Here is a 20,183-nt window from a genome sequence, read left to right as displayed (position 1 = left end):
TTAAACATAGGAGAAACAACAAGTAAAAGTTCTCCATCTTCTAATCGTAGCGCACTAATATACAGTTTCACTCGACCGACCCAAATACGTCGTTTACGACATTCAGTTTGACCAACTTGAAGATGACGAAATAAATCACTAAATTTATGATTCTTGGCTAAGTGATTGGTCACAATAAAGTGTTTTTAACACGTATACAAAAGTTAATGTCGTTTTCAATTAACAGCTCTGTTTTACAATTAATGCCAGCATAATCAGTGTAAAACATTTTGCATGTGACTTGTTCCACTTTAGATATTTGTTTAAGATGAGATGTAACTCATTGAAATGTTTCATCATATTCGTCGTTAGAAAACAAGTATTATGCCATTATTTCAATGAGTTATCTTTTTTTGTCGTGTACAAAGAAAAAAGCCCATTGGCATGAGCTTTTTAAATAGTTACTTTAATTATTCATGTATGTATCACTGAATGCTTAACTCATCGTCTTTAGCAATTACGACTGAGGTAACAATTGGAATACCTAAGATCACAGGAACTACAATAATCCACAAATCTGTGGTTAATTTGCTTGAGAAGAAGAACTGAATAACGATAGCAGCCAAGATAAGTACTGAAAGGAGGACAGCCATAAAGCGAATCGCAAATTTAAGAAGCATTTCTAATCCTATGTGATTGTAATGGTTAATTTGAGTATACGCCTTGTATCACGTTTTATGCATTGATTTTTCACTGTAAAAGTTGTATTTCAAATGAATTTTTAAATAATTGCCTAGTGTAGTGTCTTGCTCTTCCTCTATGAAACAAATAGAACTTTAAGTGGGTACACTCCTCTCCATTACCAATCCGTAGACTGTTAACTACTCGCTTAGGTTTCCCATCTTTTGTATCAAACCGACTCGTTCAACATACGTCTAAAATGTCTTTCACTTATATCAGTTTTATCTCCTAAACACTTGTGGGGAAAAGACAGAAATTTTCTATCCTACTAATAGTTATTTGAATACAAAACTTAGATCTCATTCGCAATTTCTATAAAAAATGAGATAATAACCCTAAGTTTTAAATATTATTAAATACCTTTCATATTAATTTAATATAATTAACTTATTATAACTCTCCGAATAGAAAGATTAATCAAATAGGCATTTTCGGATCAATAACCAATCAAAAGAAATAAATATTAATAAAACCTATTGAATTTTAATTTAAAAAAATCATTATGTATCAATATTTTTAATTAATGTAATAATGAGTTAGAAGATGCCTCACTCAGCAATAAAATTCAAAAATTAAAAAGATTACTCATTTTTCTCCCAAACTGAGAATATCGGAAATCAATCTGAATTTATAGAACTTCATTTAGAAAAAAAGAGTCATAAATCTACACTTTGGATGGATGCTGCGGTCATTGCAACATTTTCTTTTGGCTTCTTCAATAGCTTAAATAATGAGCTTAGAAACAAAATAATTGATTCATTAATGCTCATCAAAGCGAATCAACTCGAACCAATTCTCTTCCAAAGTTCAAATATAGTTGATGATAAAGGATTCTCACTTCATCACACCTTGATGTATGAATTAAACAATTTAAGCGCTATAAAATTTTTATTTAATAAAGACTGGAATATTCATGAATTTAATAACGCATGCCAAATAATCATGAGAGAATTAACAGCATTTGAAATGAATCTAAGTAATCAAATTTCAAATTTACTAAACAATAATTTAATTTGTAATTTACTTATTTGTTCAGTAGATGTTAACTTCGATACCATTTACACCATTCGTTAATATCAACCAATTGGATTGCTAATGATCGGCGAATTCAAACATGAGGTGCGAAAGTTTCATAGCAATTTCATTTATCATATTATTTGTTAAGAAAAAATTAATAACAAATATTATTTGAGATAAACTATTTTCGAAATTAAATTGCAAGTTTAATTATCCTTTTTTGAACTAAGCAACATTCGCTCTTTTCATCTCTAAAGCTAATTTTCTGATATGCTACTGAACTGGCTGAATTAGAGTTTCATCAGAGGATAAGTGTAATGCTGAGTTGGTTTGAAAAATTAGTTGATCCTTACCCAACGAAAGATTTAAACAAACCATTACCGACTACTTTTTTTGCTTTTGTTTGGCAATCAACGAAAGGAGTCAGACCATTCCTCTTTTTACTTATTGCTTGTACAGCTGCTGCAGCGTGCTTTGAGGCATTATTCTTTTCTTATATTGGTAAACTAGTTGATTGGCTCACTAAAAGTCAGCCTAATACCTTTTTAGAAACGAATCATGAAAATCTAACTATTCTCATAAGTATTTTATTCGCAAATATTTTCTTCGTAAGTTTGCAATCTATCGTCAAACACCAAGTGTTATTTAGTAATTTTCCAATGCGTATGCGCTGGTTATTCCATAACTTATTGTTGCAACAAACCTTAGATTTTTTCCACACTGACTTCGCTGGCCGCTTGTCTGCCAAAGTTATGCAAACTGCATTAGCAGTTCGTGAGTTTTGGATGATCCTTGGTGACATGTTGGTTTATGTACTGATTTACTTTATTACGATTAGCTTTGTATTAGGCTCTATTTCACCTGTTTTAATCATCCCCTTGCTTTTATGGCTGATCTTATTTATCGCCATTGCCAGTTATTTCATTCCTCGACTTGGTAAAGTTTCACAACAACAGGCAGATGCGCGCGCTATTATGACTGGACGCGTTACCGATGCTTATACCAATATTCAAACTGTGAAATTGTTTGCACATGCTGGTCGTGAAAGTCAGTATGCAAAAGAGTCCATGCAAGAATTTATGGTCACTGTTTATAAACAGATGCGCTTAGCTGTGAAATACCAGATCAGTATTCGCCTATTGAGTGCTTTTCTGTTTATTGGCGTAATTGGCACATCGGTCTGGCTGTGGACGCAGGGTCAGGCTGCCATTGGGGTCATTGCGGCGACCACAGCAATGGTATTAAAACTGGATAGCCTTGCAGAATTCATCATGTGGCACATCACCATGCTGTTTGAAAATGTTGGTACCATTCAAGATGGTATGAAAACTCTAGGTAAGCCTATCCAGATTCAAGATAAAAAAGATGCAACTGAACTAAAAGTTCAACAGGGTGAAATTCGTTTTGAAGATGTTAGTTTTGCTTATAATCAAAAAAATGTAATTGATCATTTTAATCTTACGATTAAGCCTGGTGAGAAAATAGGTATTGTTGGTCGTTCTGGCGCGGGTAAATCTACCCTTATTCAGCTACTTTTGCATTTTTATGATATTAATCAGGGTCGTATCTTGATTGATGGACAAAACATCCATGATGTTACACAAGATAGTTTACGTGCAAATATTGCACTGGTCACTCAAGATACTTCTCTATTACATCGTACGGTAGCTGAAAATATCAAATATGGTCGCCCTAATGCGACTGAAGCAGAGATTCAGCTTGCTATCAAAAAAGCCAGAGCAGAAGAATTTATTCCACAATTGACTGATCAGAAAGGACGTGTTGGATTTGATGCTTATGTCGGTGAGCGTGGCGTAAAACTTTCTGGCGGCCAACGTCAACGTATTGCTATTTCTAGAGTTTTCTTGAAAGACGCACCTATTCTTATTTTAGACGAAGCAACAAGTGCGCTTGACTCAGAAGTTGAAGCCGCGATTCAAAGCAGTTTAAATGACTTAATGGTTGGCAAAACAGTCATTGCAATTGCACACCGTTTATCTACTATTGCTCAAATGGATCGTCTCATTGTACTTGATCAAGGCAAAATTGCTGAACAAGGTACACATGAGCAGCTTATTGCAAATGATGGCTTGTATGCACAATTATGGAAACGCCAAACAGGTGGTTTTTTAGTTGAGGAGCGAGCAGTGACTCAGGACACAGAATAATGTTGTATTTAGAAGACTTAAATATTGGAGATCGCTTCATTAGTCGTGACTATGAAATCACGCTTGAAGAAGTGAAACAATTTGCAAGCCAGTATGACCCTCAACCTTTTCATCTAGATGAGCAAGCAGCTGAACAACATCCTATTTTTCAAGGTTTAGCTGCCAGCGGCTGGCATACCTCAGCAATCACAATGCGTTTGTGGACCGAATGTTTTCCCATCGCAGGTGGTTTACTGGGTTCAGAATCTAGTCTTCGTTGGCCTCGCCCTACCCGTGTTGGTGATAAGATTCATGTAGAAATTGAAATTACTGCAATCGTGCCGTCTAAAACCAAAACCGATCGCGGTATCGTCAGTTACGTTACGCAAGCTTTGAACCAACATGGCGATGTGCTATTAATATCAACAACCAAAATAATGGTCTTTAGAAAAGCAGCTTAATTTTGGAGATTGGATGACTCTTTTGTCCAACAATTTTTATGATTGATTATTTTATTTCGTGTAAAGATGTTTCAGATTTAAATGTTTAAAAGATATTGGCAAAATTGATGAGCGCCACGGAAAGCACATGCAAACAACTTCAACTCGTCAAGATCAAGGTATACCAGGCGTCTATGGCTTATTGCTATTAGATGTTGTTTCACGCTGGGGATATAGCGATGAAACCTTATTTGCTCCTTTTCATTTAACCAGTGAGCAATTAGCTGACCCAAATTATCGAATTCCTACGCTTATTGCGAATGAATTAGTTAAACATTCCTTGCGTTTAACAGGTGAAAGTACATTAGGATTTCACCTAGGTACGCAAATGCGAATTTCGATTCATGGTTTCATTGGCTACGCCATTATGACTGCGCATGACATTACCGATGCAATTGCACTTGCAAGCCGTTTCATTCAATTACGCTTACCTTTTTTACAACTTTACTTTTCTACTTTTGGATCTAAAGCAACCTTACAACTACAATGTGATATTGAAGTTGAACCATTACGTACTGAAATTATCTTAGGTTTAACGATTGGTATTATGACCATGGCCAAAGCCTTGACAGGAATTGAAGACTTAAAGAGTGAAGTTGATTTAGATTTCCCTGAGCCTGTGGGCTTTGATAAATATCGTGATAAATTAACCAGTACAGTACGTTTTAATCAGCCACATTTAATTTCGAGTTTTGATAAAAAATACCTCGGTTTAAAAATGGTCAATGCAGATCCAATTGCCAGCCAAATTGCAATTAATCAGTGTGAAACTGAACTTTCTGCTTTAGGCGAACGTCGTCGCCTTGCAATGCGTGTACGTGATATTTTAACCAATTCAGAACAGCATTATTTAAGCATCGAGAGTGTTGCTGAGCTTCTGCATGTGTCAGATCGCACTCTCAAACGTCAGCTAGCAGCTGAAGGTACATCTTTCTCTACCTTGGTAGATGAAGTACGCTATCGTCATGCAACATCTTTACTATCTAGAACAGATTATAGTTTAGAACAAATTGCTGATGAATTAGGGTATTCTGATGTGGCAAACTTTAGCCGTGCCTTTAAGCGCTGGAGTGGTCGTAGCCCAAGTAACTGGCGTAAAGACCCTTATTTGTAATATTGCAAAGTGCTTCATTTTAAATACTTTTGTTTTGACCAAAAAACCTGTATAAAGCCAGACAAAAATATGGGACAGATTGTTAAGGAGTTGTCATGAACCATCCAGCAGATTTAAAATATGCGCGTACGCATGAATGGGTAAGAATTGAGGGTGACCTGGTTGTTACAGGGATTAGTGACCATGCACAGGATGAGTTGGGCGATTTAGTCTATGTGGAAACACCAGAAGTAGGCAGCCATGTGACTGCAACTGAACAAGCGGGTATTGTTGAATCAGTCAAAACTGCTTCTGACATTCATGCCCCTGTTTCAGGCACAGTCGTTGAAGTAAACACTGCGCTTGAAGATGATCCTGATTTTGTTAATGAAGAGCCTTATGGTAAAGGTTGGATTTATAAAATCAAACCAGACAATATGGCTGATGTTGAAAAGCTACTTTCACATAGTGAATATGAATCAGGTTTGTAATTTTAAATAAATTCAAACATTAAAAAGCCCAGTCAAGAACTGGGCTTTTTATTTATGCTTAATTAATTAAGCAACATAATCAACCTGAATACCATCTACTTCTGAAACCAAATTCTCAAAAGAGAAAATTTCATCAAGTTGAGCCTGTGTGAGTAAACCTCGCTCTAGCACAACTTCCTGAATCGTTTTATTCTCTGCAATACATTGCTTACCAATTTCATCGCACAAAGCATGACCTAATAATGGATCGAGCAAAGTAATAATCCCTACACTACGCATGACCGCATCATGGCATGCTTGTTCATGTGCTTTGATTCCACGTACACATTTTTCATCCAAACTTTGAATCGCATGGGTTAATAGCTCAATTGATTCATTGAGGGAAATTGCAATCACAGGCTCCATGACATTTAACTGTAACTGTCCTGCTTCTGCTGCAAATGTAATCGTAAGATCGTTACCAATCACCTTAAATGCAATCTGATTTACAACTTCTGGAATAACTGGATTTACTTTTGCAGGCATAATTGATGAGCCAGCTTGTAATTCAGGTAATTGGATTTCACCCAAACCAGTACGAGGACCTGAACTTAGCAAACGTAAATCATTGCTAATCTTCGAAAGTTTACATGCAAGACGTTTTAAGGCACTCGATAAAATAATAAAGACGCCACAATCACTGGTTGCTTCAACATAGTCTTCAGCACCAACTAAATTTAAACCTGTAATTTGTTTCAAACACGAAACTACTTTTACAGCATAGCCTTTAGGTGTGTTTACACCAGTACCAATTGCAGTTGCGCCTAAATTGACTTCAAGCAACAACTCGCGTGTACGTTTAATCAGACGAACATCTTCTTTTAATAAAGTTGCAAATGCATGAAATTCTTGCCCAAGTGTCATCGGCACTGCATCTTGGAGTTGGGTACGCCCCATTTTCAACACATAGCGAAACTCAATGGCCTTTTCCTCAAATGAAGTGATCAACTTATCCATTTGTGTAAACAAGGTATCCAGTGAACAATAGGTAGATAGACGAATCGCGGTAGGATACACATCATTGGTTGACTGCGATTTATTGACATGGTCATTTGGATGGATCACATCATACTGACCCTTTTGATATCCCAATGACTCAAGGGCAATATTGGCAATGACTTCATTCGTGTTCATATTAATCGACGTGCCCGCTCCACCCTGATAGATATCAATCGGGAATGAGTCCTGCCATTTTTCAGTTTCATTGATTAAAGCATCACATCCATGCTGGATAGCAAGGCTTTGTGTTTCCGTGAGTTTTCCAAAACTTAGATTCGCTTGAGCAGATGCTTTCTTCACTTGTGCTAATGCACGAATAAAGTGACTATTTTGTCCAACTTTTTGCGAAGAGATTTTGAAATTTTCAATTGCGCGTAAAGTATGAATTCCGTAATAACAATCCATTGGCACTTCTTTTGCGCCAAGTAAATCATGCTCTATTCTTATGGTTGCTGCTTGAACCGTGTCCACTTTCCATTTCTCTCAGACAATGCACCCTAATGGTGCAAAGAAATAATATGGAAGATTTCAAATAAATTTTCATTAGCAGAATTGCTTAACATTACGAGCTTTTTATAATGTAATTTCTCTGTATTGTTGTTTTTGTAACAACATGTGTTGTCATTTCACTCTGTTTTTCTGTTCAAAAATACCTGTTATTTCTATCATTTTTTTGCTTTGGTAATAATTTGAAACATATCGCCTATTTTTAAGCCGCAAATATCTTTCTTTTATTAAAAAAAAGTCAGCTTTTTTAGATTTAAAAATTAAGATTCATACACTTAATTTAAATTACATAAAATATACAAACAATATACAAAAACAAAACAGTATTTTAAAAATCATTCGTGCTTGAATCTGTGACCTTATCAGTCTTGTTAGAATAGTGAATCATTTTTGTCTATTCAGATGGGATTGCACCGTTATGGATATGTAAGGACAGGCATCCATTATGAATTTTTCAAATCCCACTGTTGTTGTGTTCGTGGTGTATATTATTGCCATGCTTGGTATCGGCTTATACGCCTATTTTTCTACCAAAAACCTTGATGATTATATTCTTGGAGGACGAAGCCTAGGTAGTTTCGTTACCGCCTTATCTGCGGGTGCATCCGATATGAGTGGCTGGTTACTCATGGGTTTACCTGGGGCAATCTATTTGACAGGCTTATCTGAATCATGGATTGCAATCGGTTTGATCATTGGTGCATGGCTCAACTGGTATCTTGTGGCTGGACGTTTACGCGTTCATACTGAGGTTCAGAATAATGCGCTTACGTTACCAGATTATTTCACTGGTCGTTTTGATGATCAGAAAAAGATCTTACGTGTAACTTCCGCACTGATTATTCTCATCTTTTTCGCGATTTATTGTGCTTCTGGCATGGTAGCTGGTGCACGTCTATTTGAAACATTGTTCCACTTACCTTACCAAACCGCTTTATGGCTTGGTGCGTTTGCAACAATTGGCTATGTTTGTATCGGTGGCTTTTTGGCAATCAGTTGGACAGATACGTTCCAAGCTGGTTTGATGATTTTTGCGTTATTGCTTTTACCTATCGTCACATACATGTCTTTGGGTGTAGGTGTCGAAGAATTTACAGCAATTGTTGAGAGTGCTCGCCCACACGCTTATGATTTTGTTTCAAATTTAAGTATCGTTGGTATTCTTTCAGCAGCTGCTTGGGGCTTGGGTTATTTTGGTCAACCTCACATTCTAGTTCGTTTTATGGCTGCTGATTCTGTTAAATCAATCCCTGCTGCTCGTCGTATCGGTATGACATGGATGATTTTATGCTTGGCAGGTGCAGTTGGTTCTGGTTTTGTCGGGATTGCGTATTTCCATCAACATCCTGAATTTGCAGCGGTTGTGACAGCTAACCCTGAAACAGTATTCATGGAACTCACTAAAATTTTATTCAACCCTTGGGTTGTTGGTGTGATCCTTGCTGCAATTTTATCAGCAGTCATGAGTACCTTAAGTTGTCAGTTATTGGTATGTTCAAGTGCATTAACTGAAGATTTATACAAAGGCTTGATCCGTAAAAATGCAACTCAAAAAGAGTTAGTTTGGATTGGTCGAGGAATGGTACTCGCTGTTGCAATGTTGGCGCTTGCTTTAGCTCAAAACCCCGATAGTAAAGTACTTGGCTTAGTTTCTTATGCTTGGGCTGGCTTCGGTGCTGCTTTCGGTCCATTGATTATCATGTCATTGTTCTGGAAACGTATGACGCTAAACGGCGCTTTAGCGGGTATGGTGATCGGTGCAGTTACAGTGATTGTTTGGAAAAATGTATTTGCTAGTACTGGTATTTATGAAATTATTCCTGGTTTCATTTTTGCCTTGATCAGTATTGTTGTGGTGAGCTTACTTGGTAAAGCACCTAACGCAACTGTGACTGGTCGTTTTGAACAAGCAGATGAAATCTATACGAGAGAAATGAAATAAAATTTCTGACTAAAATTTAAGGGGGCTTTCGAGCCCCTTTGTTTTATTTAATCTTTTATTAAAATTTGGTTCTTGATTTAATTTTTATTTTAGAGCTGTCTTTCACAACCTGCATCACAGGATAACTACGCGTTTCCTTTACCCCAGGAAGTTGCCATAAAATTTGTCCTGCGATACGACGAAACTCCTCCATCCCTGCACTACGTAATTTGATCAAAAAGTCGAAGCCACCACTCACCATATGACACTCAACAATTTCAGGATATTGCGTTACCGCATCAATAAAATCATCCAGAACATTTGGTGTGGTTTTATCTAAAAGCACCTCAACAAACACAAGAAAACTCGCATTTAACTTATTCGGATTGAGTTTTGCCTCATATCCCAAGATAAATTCATCCTTCGTCAACTTTTGGACACGAGCCATCACGGCAGTCGGCGAAAGGTTCACTAATTCAGCCAATTTACTGTTGGAAATTCTTCCATCTGTTTGAAGAATATCCAGAATTTTCAGATCGGTACGATCTAATGTATAAATAGGGCCATTCAACTGAATTTTCCTCTAAAAAATAGGTAAATTATAGTGAGTTACTCGGGTTTTATTCTGTAATCATAAATTATCTAAACCTCTCTACTCAATATGTTCTAGAGATTGTTATTGGAATTTAGTATGAATACATTGGATACTCCTGCACAAATGGACACAGCTCACACAGACGGTTATATCACCGAATTTAAAGAAAAAAGTGAGTTTGAGCAACGCATTAATACAGCTTGGCGACGTGCTGAGCATGAAGCGGTTAAACAACTTGCAGAATCAGCAGATATTTCTCCTGATCTTGATCAAAAAATTTATGAATTAGCATTCAGTCTTGCACATAATTTACGTGAACGTAAAAGCTCGGCTGGAAAAGCAGGTATTGTTCAAGGTTTACTCCAAGAGTTCTCACTTTCTTCACAAGAAGGTGTGGCATTGATGTGTTTGGCAGAAGCATTACTTCGTATTCCAGATACAGCAACACGTGATTTACTCATTCGTGACAAAATTAACCAAGGCAACTGGAAAGAGCATTTGGGTCAAAGTAACCTGATGTTCGTAAATGCCGCTGCTTGGGGTTTAATGCTGACTGGTAAGTTAATGGAAACACCTAAACAAACCAGCTTATCAAGTATTTTAACAGGTCTTCTCGCTCGCAGTGGACGTGGCATTATTCGTAAAGCGGTTGATGTCGCGATGCGTATGATGGGTGAGCAATTCGTTACGGGTGAAACCATCGAAGAAGCACTTGAGCATGCGAAACCATTTGAACACAAAGGTTTCCGCTATTCATACGATATGTTGGGTGAAGCTGCGCTAACTGACCATGATGCTGAGCGTTATTATAACGATTACACTCAAGCGATTCATGCGATTGGTAAAGCATCAAACGGGCGTGGTGTTTATGAAGGTCCTGGTATCTCGATTAAGCTCTCTGCTTTGCACCCACGTTACCAACGTGCGCAAATTGATCGTGTACATCATGAGCTTTACAACAAAGTTTTCGAACTTGCATGCTTAGCAAAACAATATGACATCGGCTTAAACATCGATGCTGAAGAATCTGAACGTTTAGAAATTTCACTCGAACTACTTGAGCGTTTATGTTTCGAACCAAAACTTGCGAATTGGAAAGGCATTGGTTTCGTTATTCAGGCGTATCAAAAACGTTGTTTCTACGTGGTTGATTATATCGTTGATCTTGCAAAACGCAGTAACAAACGCCTGATGATCCGTTTGGTGAAAGGCGCATATTGGGATAGCGAAATCAAGAAAGCGCAAATTGACGGCATGACTGACTACCCTGTGTTTACTCGTAAAGTTCACACTGATTTGTCATACATTGCTTGTGCGAAGAAGCTTCTTGCTGCACCAGATCAAGTCTATCCGCAATTTGCAACGCACAATGCACAATCACTTGCAACGATTTATACACTTGCAGACCCAAGCAAATATTATCCAGGTCAATACGAATTCCAATGCCTACACGGTATGGGCGAACCTTTGTATGAGCAAGTTGTAGGTTCAAAAGCAGACAATAAACTTGGTGTGCCATGCCGCGTCTATGCGCCAGTGGGTAACCATGAAACTTTACTCGCTTACTTGGTACGTCGTTTACTTGAAAATGGTGCAAATACCTCATTCGTAAACCGTATTGCAGACAAGACATTAAAAGTTGAAGACTTAATTCAGTCTCCAATCAAAGATATTCAAACTGCTGCGAAAGATGAAGGTCAGATTGGCTTAAAACATCCTGCGATTCCACTTCCGGATGATCTTTACCCATTACGTCCGAACTCAAAAGGTTTTGATTTAAATAACGATCAACCTTTAGCTGCATTAGATACAACAGCACAAAAACTCCGTAGCCATATTTGGAAAAGTGCACCTTTACTTGGATTTGAATCAACAATTCACGATCAAAGTAATGCGATTGCAATTACAAACCCTGCACAGAATAGCGAAGTTGTCGGTCATGTGAATGAAGCAACGAGCGCTGATGTACAACTAGCATTAGAAGCAGCTGTACAAGCTGAACAAAGCTGGGCTGCAACAGATAGAGTTGAACGTGCAGCTTGCTTAAAACGCGCTGCGGATTTGATGGAAGCTCGCATCCAAGAATTAATGGTATTACTTTGCCGTGAAAGTGGTAAAACTTATGCCAATGCGATTGCAGAAGTTCGTGAAGCCGTTGATTTCTTGCGTTACTATGCGACACAAATCGAAAACTTGCCTGCAAATGCACAAGTAAAGCCATTAGGTACAGTCTTGTGTATTAGCCCATGGAACTTCCCTCTTGCGATTTTCTCTGGTCAAATTGCTGCTGCATTGGTCAGTGGTAACTGTGTGATTGCCAAACCAGCAGAACAAACACCACTCATTGCAGCGCAAGCCGTTCAAATGCTTTGGGAAGCTGGCGTACCACGTGGTGCGGTTCAACTTCTACCTGGTCGTGGTGAAACTGTTGGTGCTCAACTTAGCCAAGATGATCGCATTCAAGGCATTATGTTTACGGGTTCGACAGAAGTTGCAAAAATCTTGCAAAAAACTGTGGCAAAACGTTTATCTCCAAATGGTCAACCGATTCCGTTAATTGCTGAAACGGGTGGTCAAAATGCGATGATCGTCGATTCTTCTGCGCTCACTGAACAAGTGGTTCTCGATGTCGTCAGTTCTGCATTTGACAGTGCTGGTCAACGTTGTTCTGCACTTCGTATCTTATGTGTGCAAGAAGACAGTGCTGCAACTGTGATTAAAATGTTGAAAGGTGCAATGAAACAGTTGATCGTAGGCAACCCTGCAATCTTAAAAACTGACATTGGCCCTGTTATCGATATTGAAGCGAAACAAACCATCGATACGCACATTCAAAAGATGAAATCTAAGGGCTACCCTGTTCATCAATTGATGTTTAACGATGCTGTAAGCCAACAGACACTTGCACAAGGTACATTTGTTCCGCCAACAGCGATTGAATTACCAAATCTTGATGATTTAGAGCGTGAAGTATTTGGTCCAGTATTGCATATCATCACATATAAGTACGGTGAACTTGAGCAATTGATTGATCGCATCAATGCTAAAGGTTATGGCTTAACCATGGGTTTACATACCCGTATTGATGAAACGATTAACACAGTGATCCAACGTGCTGAAGTGGGCAACTTATATATCAACCGTAATATCGTTGGTGCAGTCGTTGGCGTGCAACCATTTGGTGGTGAAGGCCTATCTGGTACTGGTCCTAAAGCGGGTGGCCCACTATATATGTACCGCTTAATGGAATATTGTTCAGAGAAAGTTTTAGCAACACCTTTTGCGGTTAAAGCTGAAATCTCTCAGTTTGATGCTGTATCAAATGTTGCTTACCAAAACTTGTTGACTTGGGCTAAACAAAATATGCCTCACGCAATTCCGACAATCCCAGCATTTGGTGTTGGTAAGTTTTACGAGTTGCAAGGCCCAACAGGCGAAAGCAATCAATATATTATCTTGCCTCGTCATCGTGTGCTTTCGATTGCCAATGATGAAGCGAGCCAGTTACAACAGTTACTTGCAATTTTCTCCGTCAGTAGTACTGCTGCTGTGTTGAAAGACAATGCATTCTTAGTAAAACACAAAGCGTCTTTACCAAAAGATGTCTTAGATGCAATCACTGTGATTTCAAGTGTTGAAAAAGATGCGTTTGATGCAGTGCTTCATCATGGTTCTGTTGAACAGTTACAAGATTTGCAAACTAAAGTTGCTGCCCGTTCAGGTGCGATTGTCGGGATTACCCAGTTACAAGCAAATGAACAAATTCCTTTAGAACGTCTTGTTATCGAACGTGCAATCAGTGTGAATACGGCTGCAGCAGGTGGCAATGCGAGTTTAATGACTTTATCTGAAGACTAATTTAAGTCTCTTGCGGAACTTCAGTCGTTCCTCATCCCAGCCCGAATCATGTTTACATGGTTCGGGTTTTTATTTTCTAGCTTTGAAGCAAATGGATTTCAGCAAAAACTTCCCTACGATCATTTAAATAAAACTAATTCGTTTAAATCAGGGATAATCATAATTTCCCTGCACCTTTAACTGCTTTTTTGATACCATTCGGCTTTAGATTTCAGCTGTAGCTTTCTTTTATGACCGTATCTTACCAACAGCAACTTCAAGAGAAAGTTGAACGCATTACCGCACAATTCGCTACGTTCAATCCCCCAACTTTAGAAGTGTTTCAATCACCTGAACAACACTTTCGTATGCGCGCAGAATTTCGTATCTGGCATACCGAAGATGATTTGTTCTATGCCATGTTTGAACGTGCTGAAGATGGTAATCAAAAAGAAGTTATACGAGTTGATAAGTTTCCAATCGCGGATCAAAGTATCAACGACTTGATGCCACGTTTATTAGAAGAATTAAAAGCAATTCCTATTTTATCGCAACGTATTTTTGAAGCTGATTTCCTCGCCACATTGAGTGGAGAAATGTTGGTGACTTTAATTTATCATCGCCGTTTAGATGCAGATTGGGAAATCGCTGCGAAAGCTTTAGCAAAAAGGCTGAAGATTAAAATTATGGGGCGTAGCCGTGGCCAAAAAGTGATTATTGGTGACGACTACGTGGTTGAACAACTCAATGTTCATGGTCGTACTTTTAAATACAAACAAATTGAAAGTAGCTTTACACAACCCAATGCAAAAGTGTGCCAACATATGTTGGAGTGGGCTTGTGATGCTGCTGAAAGCTCTGAGAAAGACCTATTAGAATTGTACTGTGGTAATGGTAACTTTACTCTACCACTCTCTTTGAAATTTAAACGTGTCCTTGCAACTGAACTTGCTAAATCTTCAGTCTACGCAGCGCAATGGAACATTGAGCAAAATCAGATTGAGAATATTCAGGTGGCGCGTTTATCTGCCGAAGAATTTACTCAGGCGTATCAAGGTGAACGTGAATTTAGACGTTTGCAGGAAGCTCAGATCGACATTCAAAGCTACGACTTTGACACGGTATTTGTCGATCCACCGCGTGCAGGCATTGATGATGAAACACTGAAATTACTACAGGGTTTTGAGCGTATTCTTTATATTTCATGCAATCCAGATACCTTACACGATAATTTAAAAACACTCAGTCAAACACATCGTATTATAAAATTTGCTATGTTCGATCAATTCCCTTTTACCCATCATGTGGAATCTGGTGTATTGCTCGAAAAGATTTAAACAAATTATTGCAAAGTAACCATTAAAAATAGAGAGTCCTCATAACTCTCTATTTTTATTTAAAGTTTTTACTAGAAAAAATGATGTTTTTCAAAGATCAAGTCATTCAACTGTCATAATTTCGTTAGAAACAAAAAGAATCATCGAAAAAACTGAAGATCAACTGCTGCTTTTATCACTTAAGCTGACTTGTATTTTATTTTAAAGTGACTATATTTCGATCTATGTTAGGTTGTATATGAAGGCTCTATGAGTTTTTGGCAAAAATTGTTTAATGCAGATCAGCAATATAATGAACACAAGAACCAAACCTCTTGCGTTGAAAATGATTGTTCTTGCAAATCAAATGAACAACTACTGGATGCTTTAGTCAAAGCGACAGATGAAGATGTGATTAAAGGTATAAAGAAAGTCCTCATTTCCCGAGGCTATAGCCGCAAAGAGCTTCTTGCACTTATCAAGACGCCAATTCAATAAAAATAAACGCTTCTCATCTTCTAATGCTTAGAAGATGAGAAGTCGATTAATTACAATTCTCTTGAGCAATTTCAGCAACGATTGGACCTAAATTAAAAGTCTTGTCCTGACGTTTAGTTTGGGATAAATATAAACTTGAAATTGAACCATCCAGATACAACGCATTATCAATTTTTAAATTTTGCTTGAAAAATTGTGCGAACTGATAAAAATTGACCCGTTGTTGTGAAATCACAAAATACAACTGATTATTTCTAACACCGACTCCATTTCTTATTTTTAGAGAATTTGAATCTGCTAAAAATTGGCGATTTACTTGGCCTTTATAAACCAACATTGGTCCAGACTGCGTAGCAAACCGTGGCTTAAATCTCATGGATTTATAATCTGTCGTTGTTTTAATTACAGCATATTTATCATTCCATGCAAGCACGCCATTTGGTTGCATAAAAAAATTACCAAATCCTTGCGCTTCATTAAGTTCAACAATTTCTTTACCCTCCTCAACATATAACCCGACAGGTTGAAAATCAGGGTGATACATACCTGCGTTCATAGCAAAACTTAACTGTTCACATGTTGGAAGCATTTTTTGGATATGAGCAAATTTTTGATAATAACGAGCAGTCTTTGGATCTTTTAGGAAAAGTCTGAGTTGCTGCAAATGGTCTACTTTAATTACATCGTATGAAATATTGTCTACTTTAATTATTTGATGCTGCATCGCATAAACATGAGACATACAAATACTGACCAATGAGGCTATAAACCATTTTTCTAGCATAATTTAATATTGTTCAAATCGACTAACCGCATTGTCCCACAATGTATTTCAACATAAAAAGAATAGATACAATCTCCACACATAATCGTATAAATGAGTCTTTAAATGCACTCGATAGATTTATATTTTTTGATTAAAATACATCTGTAAATACAATAGTCTTGTATGAGTATGCAGCAAACACAGCGACATTTCCCTCTCGGTGCGCACCTAATTGTTAAACACTTTGGCTATAGTCATCATGGTATTTATGCAGGTCGTGGACGAGTTATTCATTATTCAGGTTTTGCCCATATTTTTAAAAAACGTCCGATTGAAACAACCTCACTGCAACGTTTTGCACATGGCAAAACAATCCATATCAAGAATTACCTATCCCCTCGCTACAAGGCCAAAGCTGTAGTAAGACGTATGCGTTCACGTATGCATGAAAACCAGTATCATTTGATTATCAATAACTGCGAACATTTATGTACATGGGCAATTACAGGTGTTGAGTCCAGCACGCAGGTTGAGCGTATGCAACGCCGTCTTGCGACCATTGGTTATATTAGTTCGATCATGAGTTATATGAATAGCATCATGTTAACAATTGCGACGGCTTGTTTTGCAATTGTTTTATACATCAAAATGATGCTACGCAGACAAGCGAAGAAATCTATGCCTGAATATTTATTGCCAGAAGAAGAACAGGCGAAAGATTAAAACGCGTAGGCTTTATCAGATTAATGATTGATCAATTATATTCACTCCCATAGATTCGGACATTTCATTAGGGTCAGATAAAACATGAACTTTCATATTCGCAATGAACAACCATCCGAAACTTAGGCTATTTTTAATTTAACTGAGATTGCTTTTAAAGATCAGCAATATTCCAGCCATACGGAACAGTTTATTGTGAATGCGCTGCGTAATTCAGGTCAATTAACCCTTTCACTGGTTGCTGAATATAACAATAAAGTGATTGGGCACATTGCATTTTCTCCCGTTTCCATCTCAGATCAATCAACTGGCTGGTATGGTCTTGGGCTAGTCTCAGTTCTACCTGAATATCAAGGACAAGGTGTTGGCTCGAAGTTAATCAATGATGGTTTAGCGGCATTAAAAGATTTGGGAGCAGCAGGATGTGTATTGCTTGATGAACCTGAATATTATGGCAGATTTGGCTTTAAAGCGGATCCGAGACTGGTTTTAGAAAATGTACCTGCTGAATATTTTCAGGTGCTTGCTTTCTCCGAAACCATCCCAACAGATAGCATTGTTTATGCCGAAGCTTTTAACGCAACAGCATAATATTGAATCAATACACCAAATTTACACGCAAAATTAAAAAAAGCTCAGGGATTAGTTTCATGAGCTTTTTTTATCAATCTAACGATTTGTTTGATATTACTTTGCAGCAGTTGCTTCAGTCGTAATATTCACAGTGATCTTATCTCCAACATTTGGCACGTAGTTACCGATACCAAATGCAGAGCGGTTAAAACTTGTTGTTGCATTGAAGCCAATCGCAGGTACTTTCGCCATTGGATGCTCACCTTGTTTATTCAGAACAGCATCCAATACCACCGGCTTAGTCACACCTTTAACGGTTAAATTACCTGTAATTTTGAAGTGTTTCTTGTCTTTGGTTTCTACTTTAGTACTTTTAAAAGTAATGTTTGGATATTTCGCAGCATTAAACCAAGCTTCTTCTTGGAATTCTTTATCCAAAGCAACAACATTGGTATTTACGCTGCTTAAAGGGATCGTCACTTCTACAGATGAATTTGAAGGTTTTGCATTATCAACTTTAATTGTACCTTGAATATCAGTGAAGTTTGCACTCGGCGTAGAGAAACCAAAGTGATTCCAGCTAAATACTGTTGCTGTATGTGTTGGATCGATTTTATAGTCTACTGGCGCAGCTAATGTTACAGAACTTGCGATAGCAGCAGCTAAACCGAGGCTTAATGTTTTAAATTGCATTTTTCGTATCCTTGTTTGATATAAGCAATAGTTTATAGATCAAGTATTTTTATTCACTATTCTTTATAAAACGATATGTTTCATCCGTGCAACAATAAAAACGTTACAGCACATATCAAACACAATTATCATAAGACCATTAGGTAGTGGACAATTGATCTGAGGAATAACATGATCGATTGATAAATTTAGATTTAAATTCTTAAAGATAAACAACAAGGTAGAATATGACTCATACAGTTCAAGCTCTAAATACCCCAACCCCTTATCGTGTTACGCTTACGGATTCTTCGGGTCATACTTGGTATGCAGATGAACCAACAGATAAAGGTGGTCAAGATACAGCACCAAATCCAATTCAACTGCTACTTTCAGCTTTAGGTGCGTGCACAACCATTACACTGGAAATGTATGCAAACCATAAAGGAATTAAACTTGATCATGTTCAGGTTGATTTGGCTTTAAATCCTAGTGCTGAACCTGAAGCAGGTCAAAACAATATTGAACGTAAAATTATCTTAAAAGGTGAATTTACCGAAGATCAGCACAAACGATTACTCAAAGTAGCTGAAAGCTGTCCTGTGCATAAATTATTAACGTCGAATATTTCGATTCAAAGTGAATTGAATATAGGATAAGTACGCTTACTAAATTTCAATTAAATCTGTTTTCCATTCCAATGATTCACTCATAGAAACCATTATCGCCGAATTCACCATTTCGATGAATTCGGCAGGAATGTATGAATACAAGATTTCCCCATCAAAATGAATCCATAATTCAGGTGGTGGAGTATCGCATCCATCGATAAAACCACCTGTTTCACCCTCACCCAAACTGTCAAACATGGTTAAATGAACATTGAAAGCTAAAATTTTCCCTTCTAATTTTAATGATGATTTATTTATATCTAGCTTAAGTCTATTTTGAATTACTTTATCAAAATAGGAATGTAATCGAGAAGTATAGTGATCAATGCTCTTTTTATGATCTTTTATCTTTGAACTTTCGTGGAGAAAACGAATCAAAAAACCATATTCAGCATGTTGCCAAAATCTTTCATCTACGTTCAAATTAAAAAAGTATAAAGATTTGACATTATTTAATATTTCATCAAAAGCATGAAGTTCGAACTCCTTTCTCATCAGAATAACTCAATCTTTTAAGTTTCAATAAAGTACCACTGATCAGCATAAATGTTTATTAAAAGTAGCGGAAATTGCCCGATTCATAAGTTGTTAACGTCGAATATTTCGATTCAGAGTAAGTTAAGTATAGGTTGAGTCTAAGCTGAATATTTGTAAGAACTTTATAGCCAACCCTCATTTCGTGCAACATCTAAAGCATCAGATCGAAGTCGCTCTAATTCCTCATAATTACGATCATCCAATTTTGGTTTTACTTTTTCAAACTTTTCTTTAAGTAAATCCAAACTTCTCATCAGCATTACAAAAATTAGTTTTTGACGACCTAAATCATCTGTTGTATTAAATACACTAGGATCTATCTTTAAACGAAAATCCATACTTCTTTTTTTTACAGAATATTTGACTCGCTCACCAAAATCATTTGGTCCCATCATTACCGTAATACAATCCCAACTTTCTAAAGGCAAATCATATGATTTATTTTTTAACTCTTTCTTAAGTATTTCTTCCACATAATTTCGAGCTAATTGTAATCGAGTAAGTTGCTCTTCATTTAATACTTCTTTACTTGATTCACTACTCATCCATATTTGCATATTA

19 protein-coding genes and 2 pseudogenes are annotated in these 20,183 nt (G+C 37.2%); 13 read left to right on the top strand and 8 right to left on the bottom strand.

Features of this window, described 5'->3' with window-relative positions:
* Both CDG59_RS13185 and CDG59_RS13180 read right to left on the bottom strand, forming a co-directional pair.
* Positions 1-336, bottom strand: a pseudogene (locus tag CDG59_RS13185) (IS4 family transposase); the annotation flags it as partial.
* Between the two features lie 128 nt (positions 337-464).
* Positions 465-659, bottom strand: coding sequence for a hypothetical protein (locus tag CDG59_RS13180; protein WP_087535879.1), 195 nt, complete (start codon positions 657-659; stop codon positions 465-467).
* Between the two features lie 736 nt (positions 660-1,395).
* Between CDG59_RS13180 and CDG59_RS13175 the strand changes: the two genes are divergently transcribed.
* From CDG59_RS13175 to gcvH, 5 genes are all read left to right on the top strand, one after another.
* Positions 1,396-1,794 (top strand): hypothetical protein, encoded by a 399-nt coding sequence (locus tag CDG59_RS13175; RefSeq protein WP_227519128.1) that lies wholly within the window; start codon positions 1,396-1,398, stop codon positions 1,792-1,794.
* Between the two features lie 260 nt (positions 1,795-2,054).
* Positions 2,055-3,905 carry an ABC transporter ATP-binding protein gene (locus CDG59_RS13170; RefSeq protein WP_087545697.1) on the top strand — a complete coding sequence of 617 codons (1,851 nt, stop codon included), beginning with the start codon at positions 2,055-2,057 and terminating at the stop codon, positions 3,903-3,905.
* A complete protein-coding gene (locus CDG59_RS13165) occupies positions 3,905-4,345 on the top strand; it encodes a MaoC family dehydratase (protein ID WP_004662447.1) in 441 nt (146 codons plus the stop codon). Before CDG59_RS13170 ends, CDG59_RS13165 begins: the two co-directional genes overlap by 1 nt.
* Before the next feature lie 127 nt (positions 4,346-4,472).
* Complete coding sequence (locus CDG59_RS13160; RefSeq protein WP_087545696.1) at positions 4,473-5,498, top strand: AraC family transcriptional regulator; 1,026 nt, start codon at positions 4,473-4,475, stop codon at positions 5,496-5,498.
* A 95-nt stretch (positions 5,499-5,593) separates the two neighbouring features.
* Positions 5,594-5,968, top strand: a complete 375-nt coding sequence (gene gcvH, locus CDG59_RS13155) for a glycine cleavage system protein GcvH (protein ID WP_005159743.1) — start codon at positions 5,594-5,596, stop codon at positions 5,966-5,968.
* 66 nt (positions 5,969-6,034) lie between these two features.
* On the opposite strand, the gene aspA is transcribed toward gcvH, so the two are convergent.
* Entirely contained in the window at positions 6,035-7,477 is a 1,443-nt protein-coding gene (gene aspA, locus CDG59_RS13150; protein WP_087545695.1) for an aspartate ammonia-lyase, read from the bottom strand.
* Positions 7,478-7,958: 481 nt separating this feature from the next.
* Between aspA and putP the strand changes: the two genes are divergently transcribed.
* Positions 7,959-9,455 carry a sodium/proline symporter PutP gene (putP, locus tag CDG59_RS13145; protein ID WP_087545693.1) on the top strand — a complete coding sequence of 499 codons (1,497 nt, stop codon included), beginning with the start codon at positions 7,959-7,961 and terminating at the stop codon, positions 9,453-9,455.
* Between the two features lie 58 nt (positions 9,456-9,513).
* Here putP and CDG59_RS13140 read toward each other — a convergent pair whose 3' ends face one another.
* Positions 9,514-10,005 carry an Lrp/AsnC ligand binding domain-containing protein gene (locus CDG59_RS13140; RefSeq protein WP_087545692.1) on the bottom strand — a complete coding sequence of 164 codons (492 nt, stop codon included), beginning with the start codon at positions 10,003-10,005 and terminating at the stop codon, positions 9,514-9,516.
* A gap of 120 nt (positions 10,006-10,125) precedes the next feature.
* On the opposite strand from CDG59_RS13140, the gene putA reads away from it, so the two are divergent.
* From putA to CDG59_RS13125, 3 genes are all read left to right on the top strand, one after another.
* Positions 10,126-13,887 (top strand): trifunctional transcriptional regulator/proline dehydrogenase/L-glutamate gamma-semialdehyde dehydrogenase, encoded by a 3,762-nt coding sequence (gene putA, locus CDG59_RS13135; RefSeq protein ID WP_087545691.1) that lies wholly within the window; start codon positions 10,126-10,128, stop codon positions 13,885-13,887.
* Between the two features lie 230 nt (positions 13,888-14,117).
* Positions 14,118-15,203: a tRNA (uridine(54)-C5)-methyltransferase TrmA gene (gene trmA, locus CDG59_RS13130; protein ID WP_087545690.1), complete on the top strand. Its 1,086-nt coding sequence runs from the start codon at positions 14,118-14,120 to the stop codon at positions 15,201-15,203.
* A gap of 249 nt (positions 15,204-15,452) precedes the next feature.
* On the top strand, positions 15,453-15,680 hold the full coding sequence (locus CDG59_RS13125; protein WP_004661846.1) for a hypothetical protein: 228 nt from the start codon (positions 15,453-15,455) through the stop codon (positions 15,678-15,680).
* A 46-nt stretch (positions 15,681-15,726) separates the two neighbouring features.
* On the opposite strand, the gene CDG59_RS13120 is transcribed toward CDG59_RS13125, so the two are convergent.
* Entirely contained in the window at positions 15,727-16,464 is a 738-nt protein-coding gene (locus tag CDG59_RS13120) for a phosphodiester glycosidase family protein (RefSeq protein ID WP_087545689.1), read from the bottom strand.
* Positions 16,465-16,635: 171 nt separating this feature from the next.
* On the opposite strand from CDG59_RS13120, the gene CDG59_RS13115 reads away from it, so the two are divergent.
* Both CDG59_RS13115 and CDG59_RS13110 read left to right on the top strand, forming a co-directional pair.
* Positions 16,636-17,169 carry a lecithin retinol acyltransferase family protein gene (locus tag CDG59_RS13115; protein ID WP_087545688.1) on the top strand — a complete coding sequence of 178 codons (534 nt, stop codon included), beginning with the start codon at positions 16,636-16,638 and terminating at the stop codon, positions 17,167-17,169.
* A 129-nt stretch (positions 17,170-17,298) separates the two neighbouring features.
* On the top strand, positions 17,299-17,760 hold the full coding sequence (locus CDG59_RS13110) for a GNAT family N-acetyltransferase (RefSeq protein WP_227519129.1): 462 nt from the start codon (positions 17,299-17,301) through the stop codon (positions 17,758-17,760).
* A gap of 96 nt (positions 17,761-17,856) precedes the next feature.
* Here CDG59_RS13110 and CDG59_RS13105 read toward each other — a convergent pair whose 3' ends face one another.
* Complete coding sequence (locus tag CDG59_RS13105; RefSeq protein WP_005159723.1) at positions 17,857-18,435, bottom strand: YceI family protein; 579 nt, start codon at positions 18,433-18,435, stop codon at positions 17,857-17,859.
* A gap of 227 nt (positions 18,436-18,662) precedes the next feature.
* Between CDG59_RS13105 and CDG59_RS13100 the strand changes: the two genes are divergently transcribed.
* On the top strand, positions 18,663-19,073 hold the full coding sequence (locus CDG59_RS13100) for an OsmC family protein (protein ID WP_087535889.1): 411 nt from the start codon (positions 18,663-18,665) through the stop codon (positions 19,071-19,073).
* Between the two features lie 9 nt (positions 19,074-19,082).
* Here CDG59_RS13100 and CDG59_RS13095 read toward each other — a convergent pair whose 3' ends face one another.
* Positions 19,083-19,580 (bottom strand): hypothetical protein, encoded by a 498-nt coding sequence (locus CDG59_RS13095; protein ID WP_087535890.1) that lies wholly within the window; start codon positions 19,578-19,580, stop codon positions 19,083-19,085.
* 34 nt (positions 19,581-19,614) lie between these two features.
* Between CDG59_RS13095 and CDG59_RS15160 the strand changes: the two are divergent.
* Positions 19,615-19,718, top strand: a pseudogene (locus tag CDG59_RS15160) (OsmC family peroxiredoxin); the annotation flags it as partial.
* 26 nt (positions 19,719-19,744) lie between these two features.
* Here CDG59_RS15160 and CDG59_RS13090 read toward each other — a convergent pair.
* Positions 19,745-20,179, bottom strand: coding sequence for an Imm44 family immunity protein (locus tag CDG59_RS13090; RefSeq protein ID WP_087535891.1), 435 nt, complete (start codon positions 20,177-20,179; stop codon positions 19,745-19,747).
* Between the last annotated feature and the right edge of the window lie 4 nt (positions 20,180-20,183).

This window comes from Acinetobacter sp. WCHA29 (genome assembly GCF_002165335.1).
GTDB lineage: Bacteria > Pseudomonadota > Gammaproteobacteria > Pseudomonadales > Moraxellaceae > Acinetobacter.
Note: the sequence above shows the minus strand (reverse complement) of the source record. Positions and strands in the feature narration are given on the sequence as shown.

Coding starts and splice junctions, on each gene's coding strand:
- CDG59_RS13180 (WP_087535879.1), bottom strand. CDS start 659: ATGCTTCTTAAATTTGCGATTCGCTTTATGGCTGTCCTCCTTTCAGTA.
- CDG59_RS13175 (WP_227519128.1), top strand. CDS start 1,396: ATGGATGCTGCGGTCATTGCAACATTTTCTTTTGGCTTCTTCAATAGC.
- CDG59_RS13170 (WP_087545697.1), top strand. CDS start 2,055: ATGCTGAGTTGGTTTGAAAAATTAGTTGATCCTTACCCAACGAAAGAT.
- CDG59_RS13165 (WP_004662447.1), top strand. CDS start 3,905: ATGTTGTATTTAGAAGACTTAAATATTGGAGATCGCTTCATTAGTCGT.
- CDG59_RS13160 (WP_087545696.1), top strand. CDS start 4,473: ATGCAAACAACTTCAACTCGTCAAGATCAAGGTATACCAGGCGTCTAT.
- gcvH (WP_005159743.1), top strand. CDS start 5,594: ATGAACCATCCAGCAGATTTAAAATATGCGCGTACGCATGAATGGGTA.
- putP (WP_087545693.1), top strand. CDS start 7,959: ATGAATTTTTCAAATCCCACTGTTGTTGTGTTCGTGGTGTATATTATT.
- putA (WP_087545691.1), top strand. CDS start 10,126: ATGAATACATTGGATACTCCTGCACAAATGGACACAGCTCACACAGAC.
- trmA (WP_087545690.1), top strand. CDS start 14,118: ATGACCGTATCTTACCAACAGCAACTTCAAGAGAAAGTTGAACGCATT.
- CDG59_RS13125 (WP_004661846.1), top strand. CDS start 15,453: ATGAGTTTTTGGCAAAAATTGTTTAATGCAGATCAGCAATATAATGAA.
- CDG59_RS13120 (WP_087545689.1), bottom strand. CDS start 16,464: ATGCTAGAAAAATGGTTTATAGCCTCATTGGTCAGTATTTGTATGTCT.
- CDG59_RS13115 (WP_087545688.1), top strand. CDS start 16,636: ATGCAGCAAACACAGCGACATTTCCCTCTCGGTGCGCACCTAATTGTT.
- CDG59_RS13105 (WP_005159723.1), bottom strand. CDS start 18,435: ATGCAATTTAAAACATTAAGCCTCGGTTTAGCTGCTGCTATCGCAAGT.
- CDG59_RS13100 (WP_087535889.1), top strand. CDS start 18,663: ATGACTCATACAGTTCAAGCTCTAAATACCCCAACCCCTTATCGTGTT.
- CDG59_RS13095 (WP_087535890.1), bottom strand. CDS start 19,580: ATGAGAAAGGAGTTCGAACTTCATGCTTTTGATGAAATATTAAATAAT.
- CDG59_RS13090 (WP_087535891.1), bottom strand. CDS start 20,179: ATGCAAATATGGATGAGTAGTGAATCAAGTAAAGAAGTATTAAATGAA.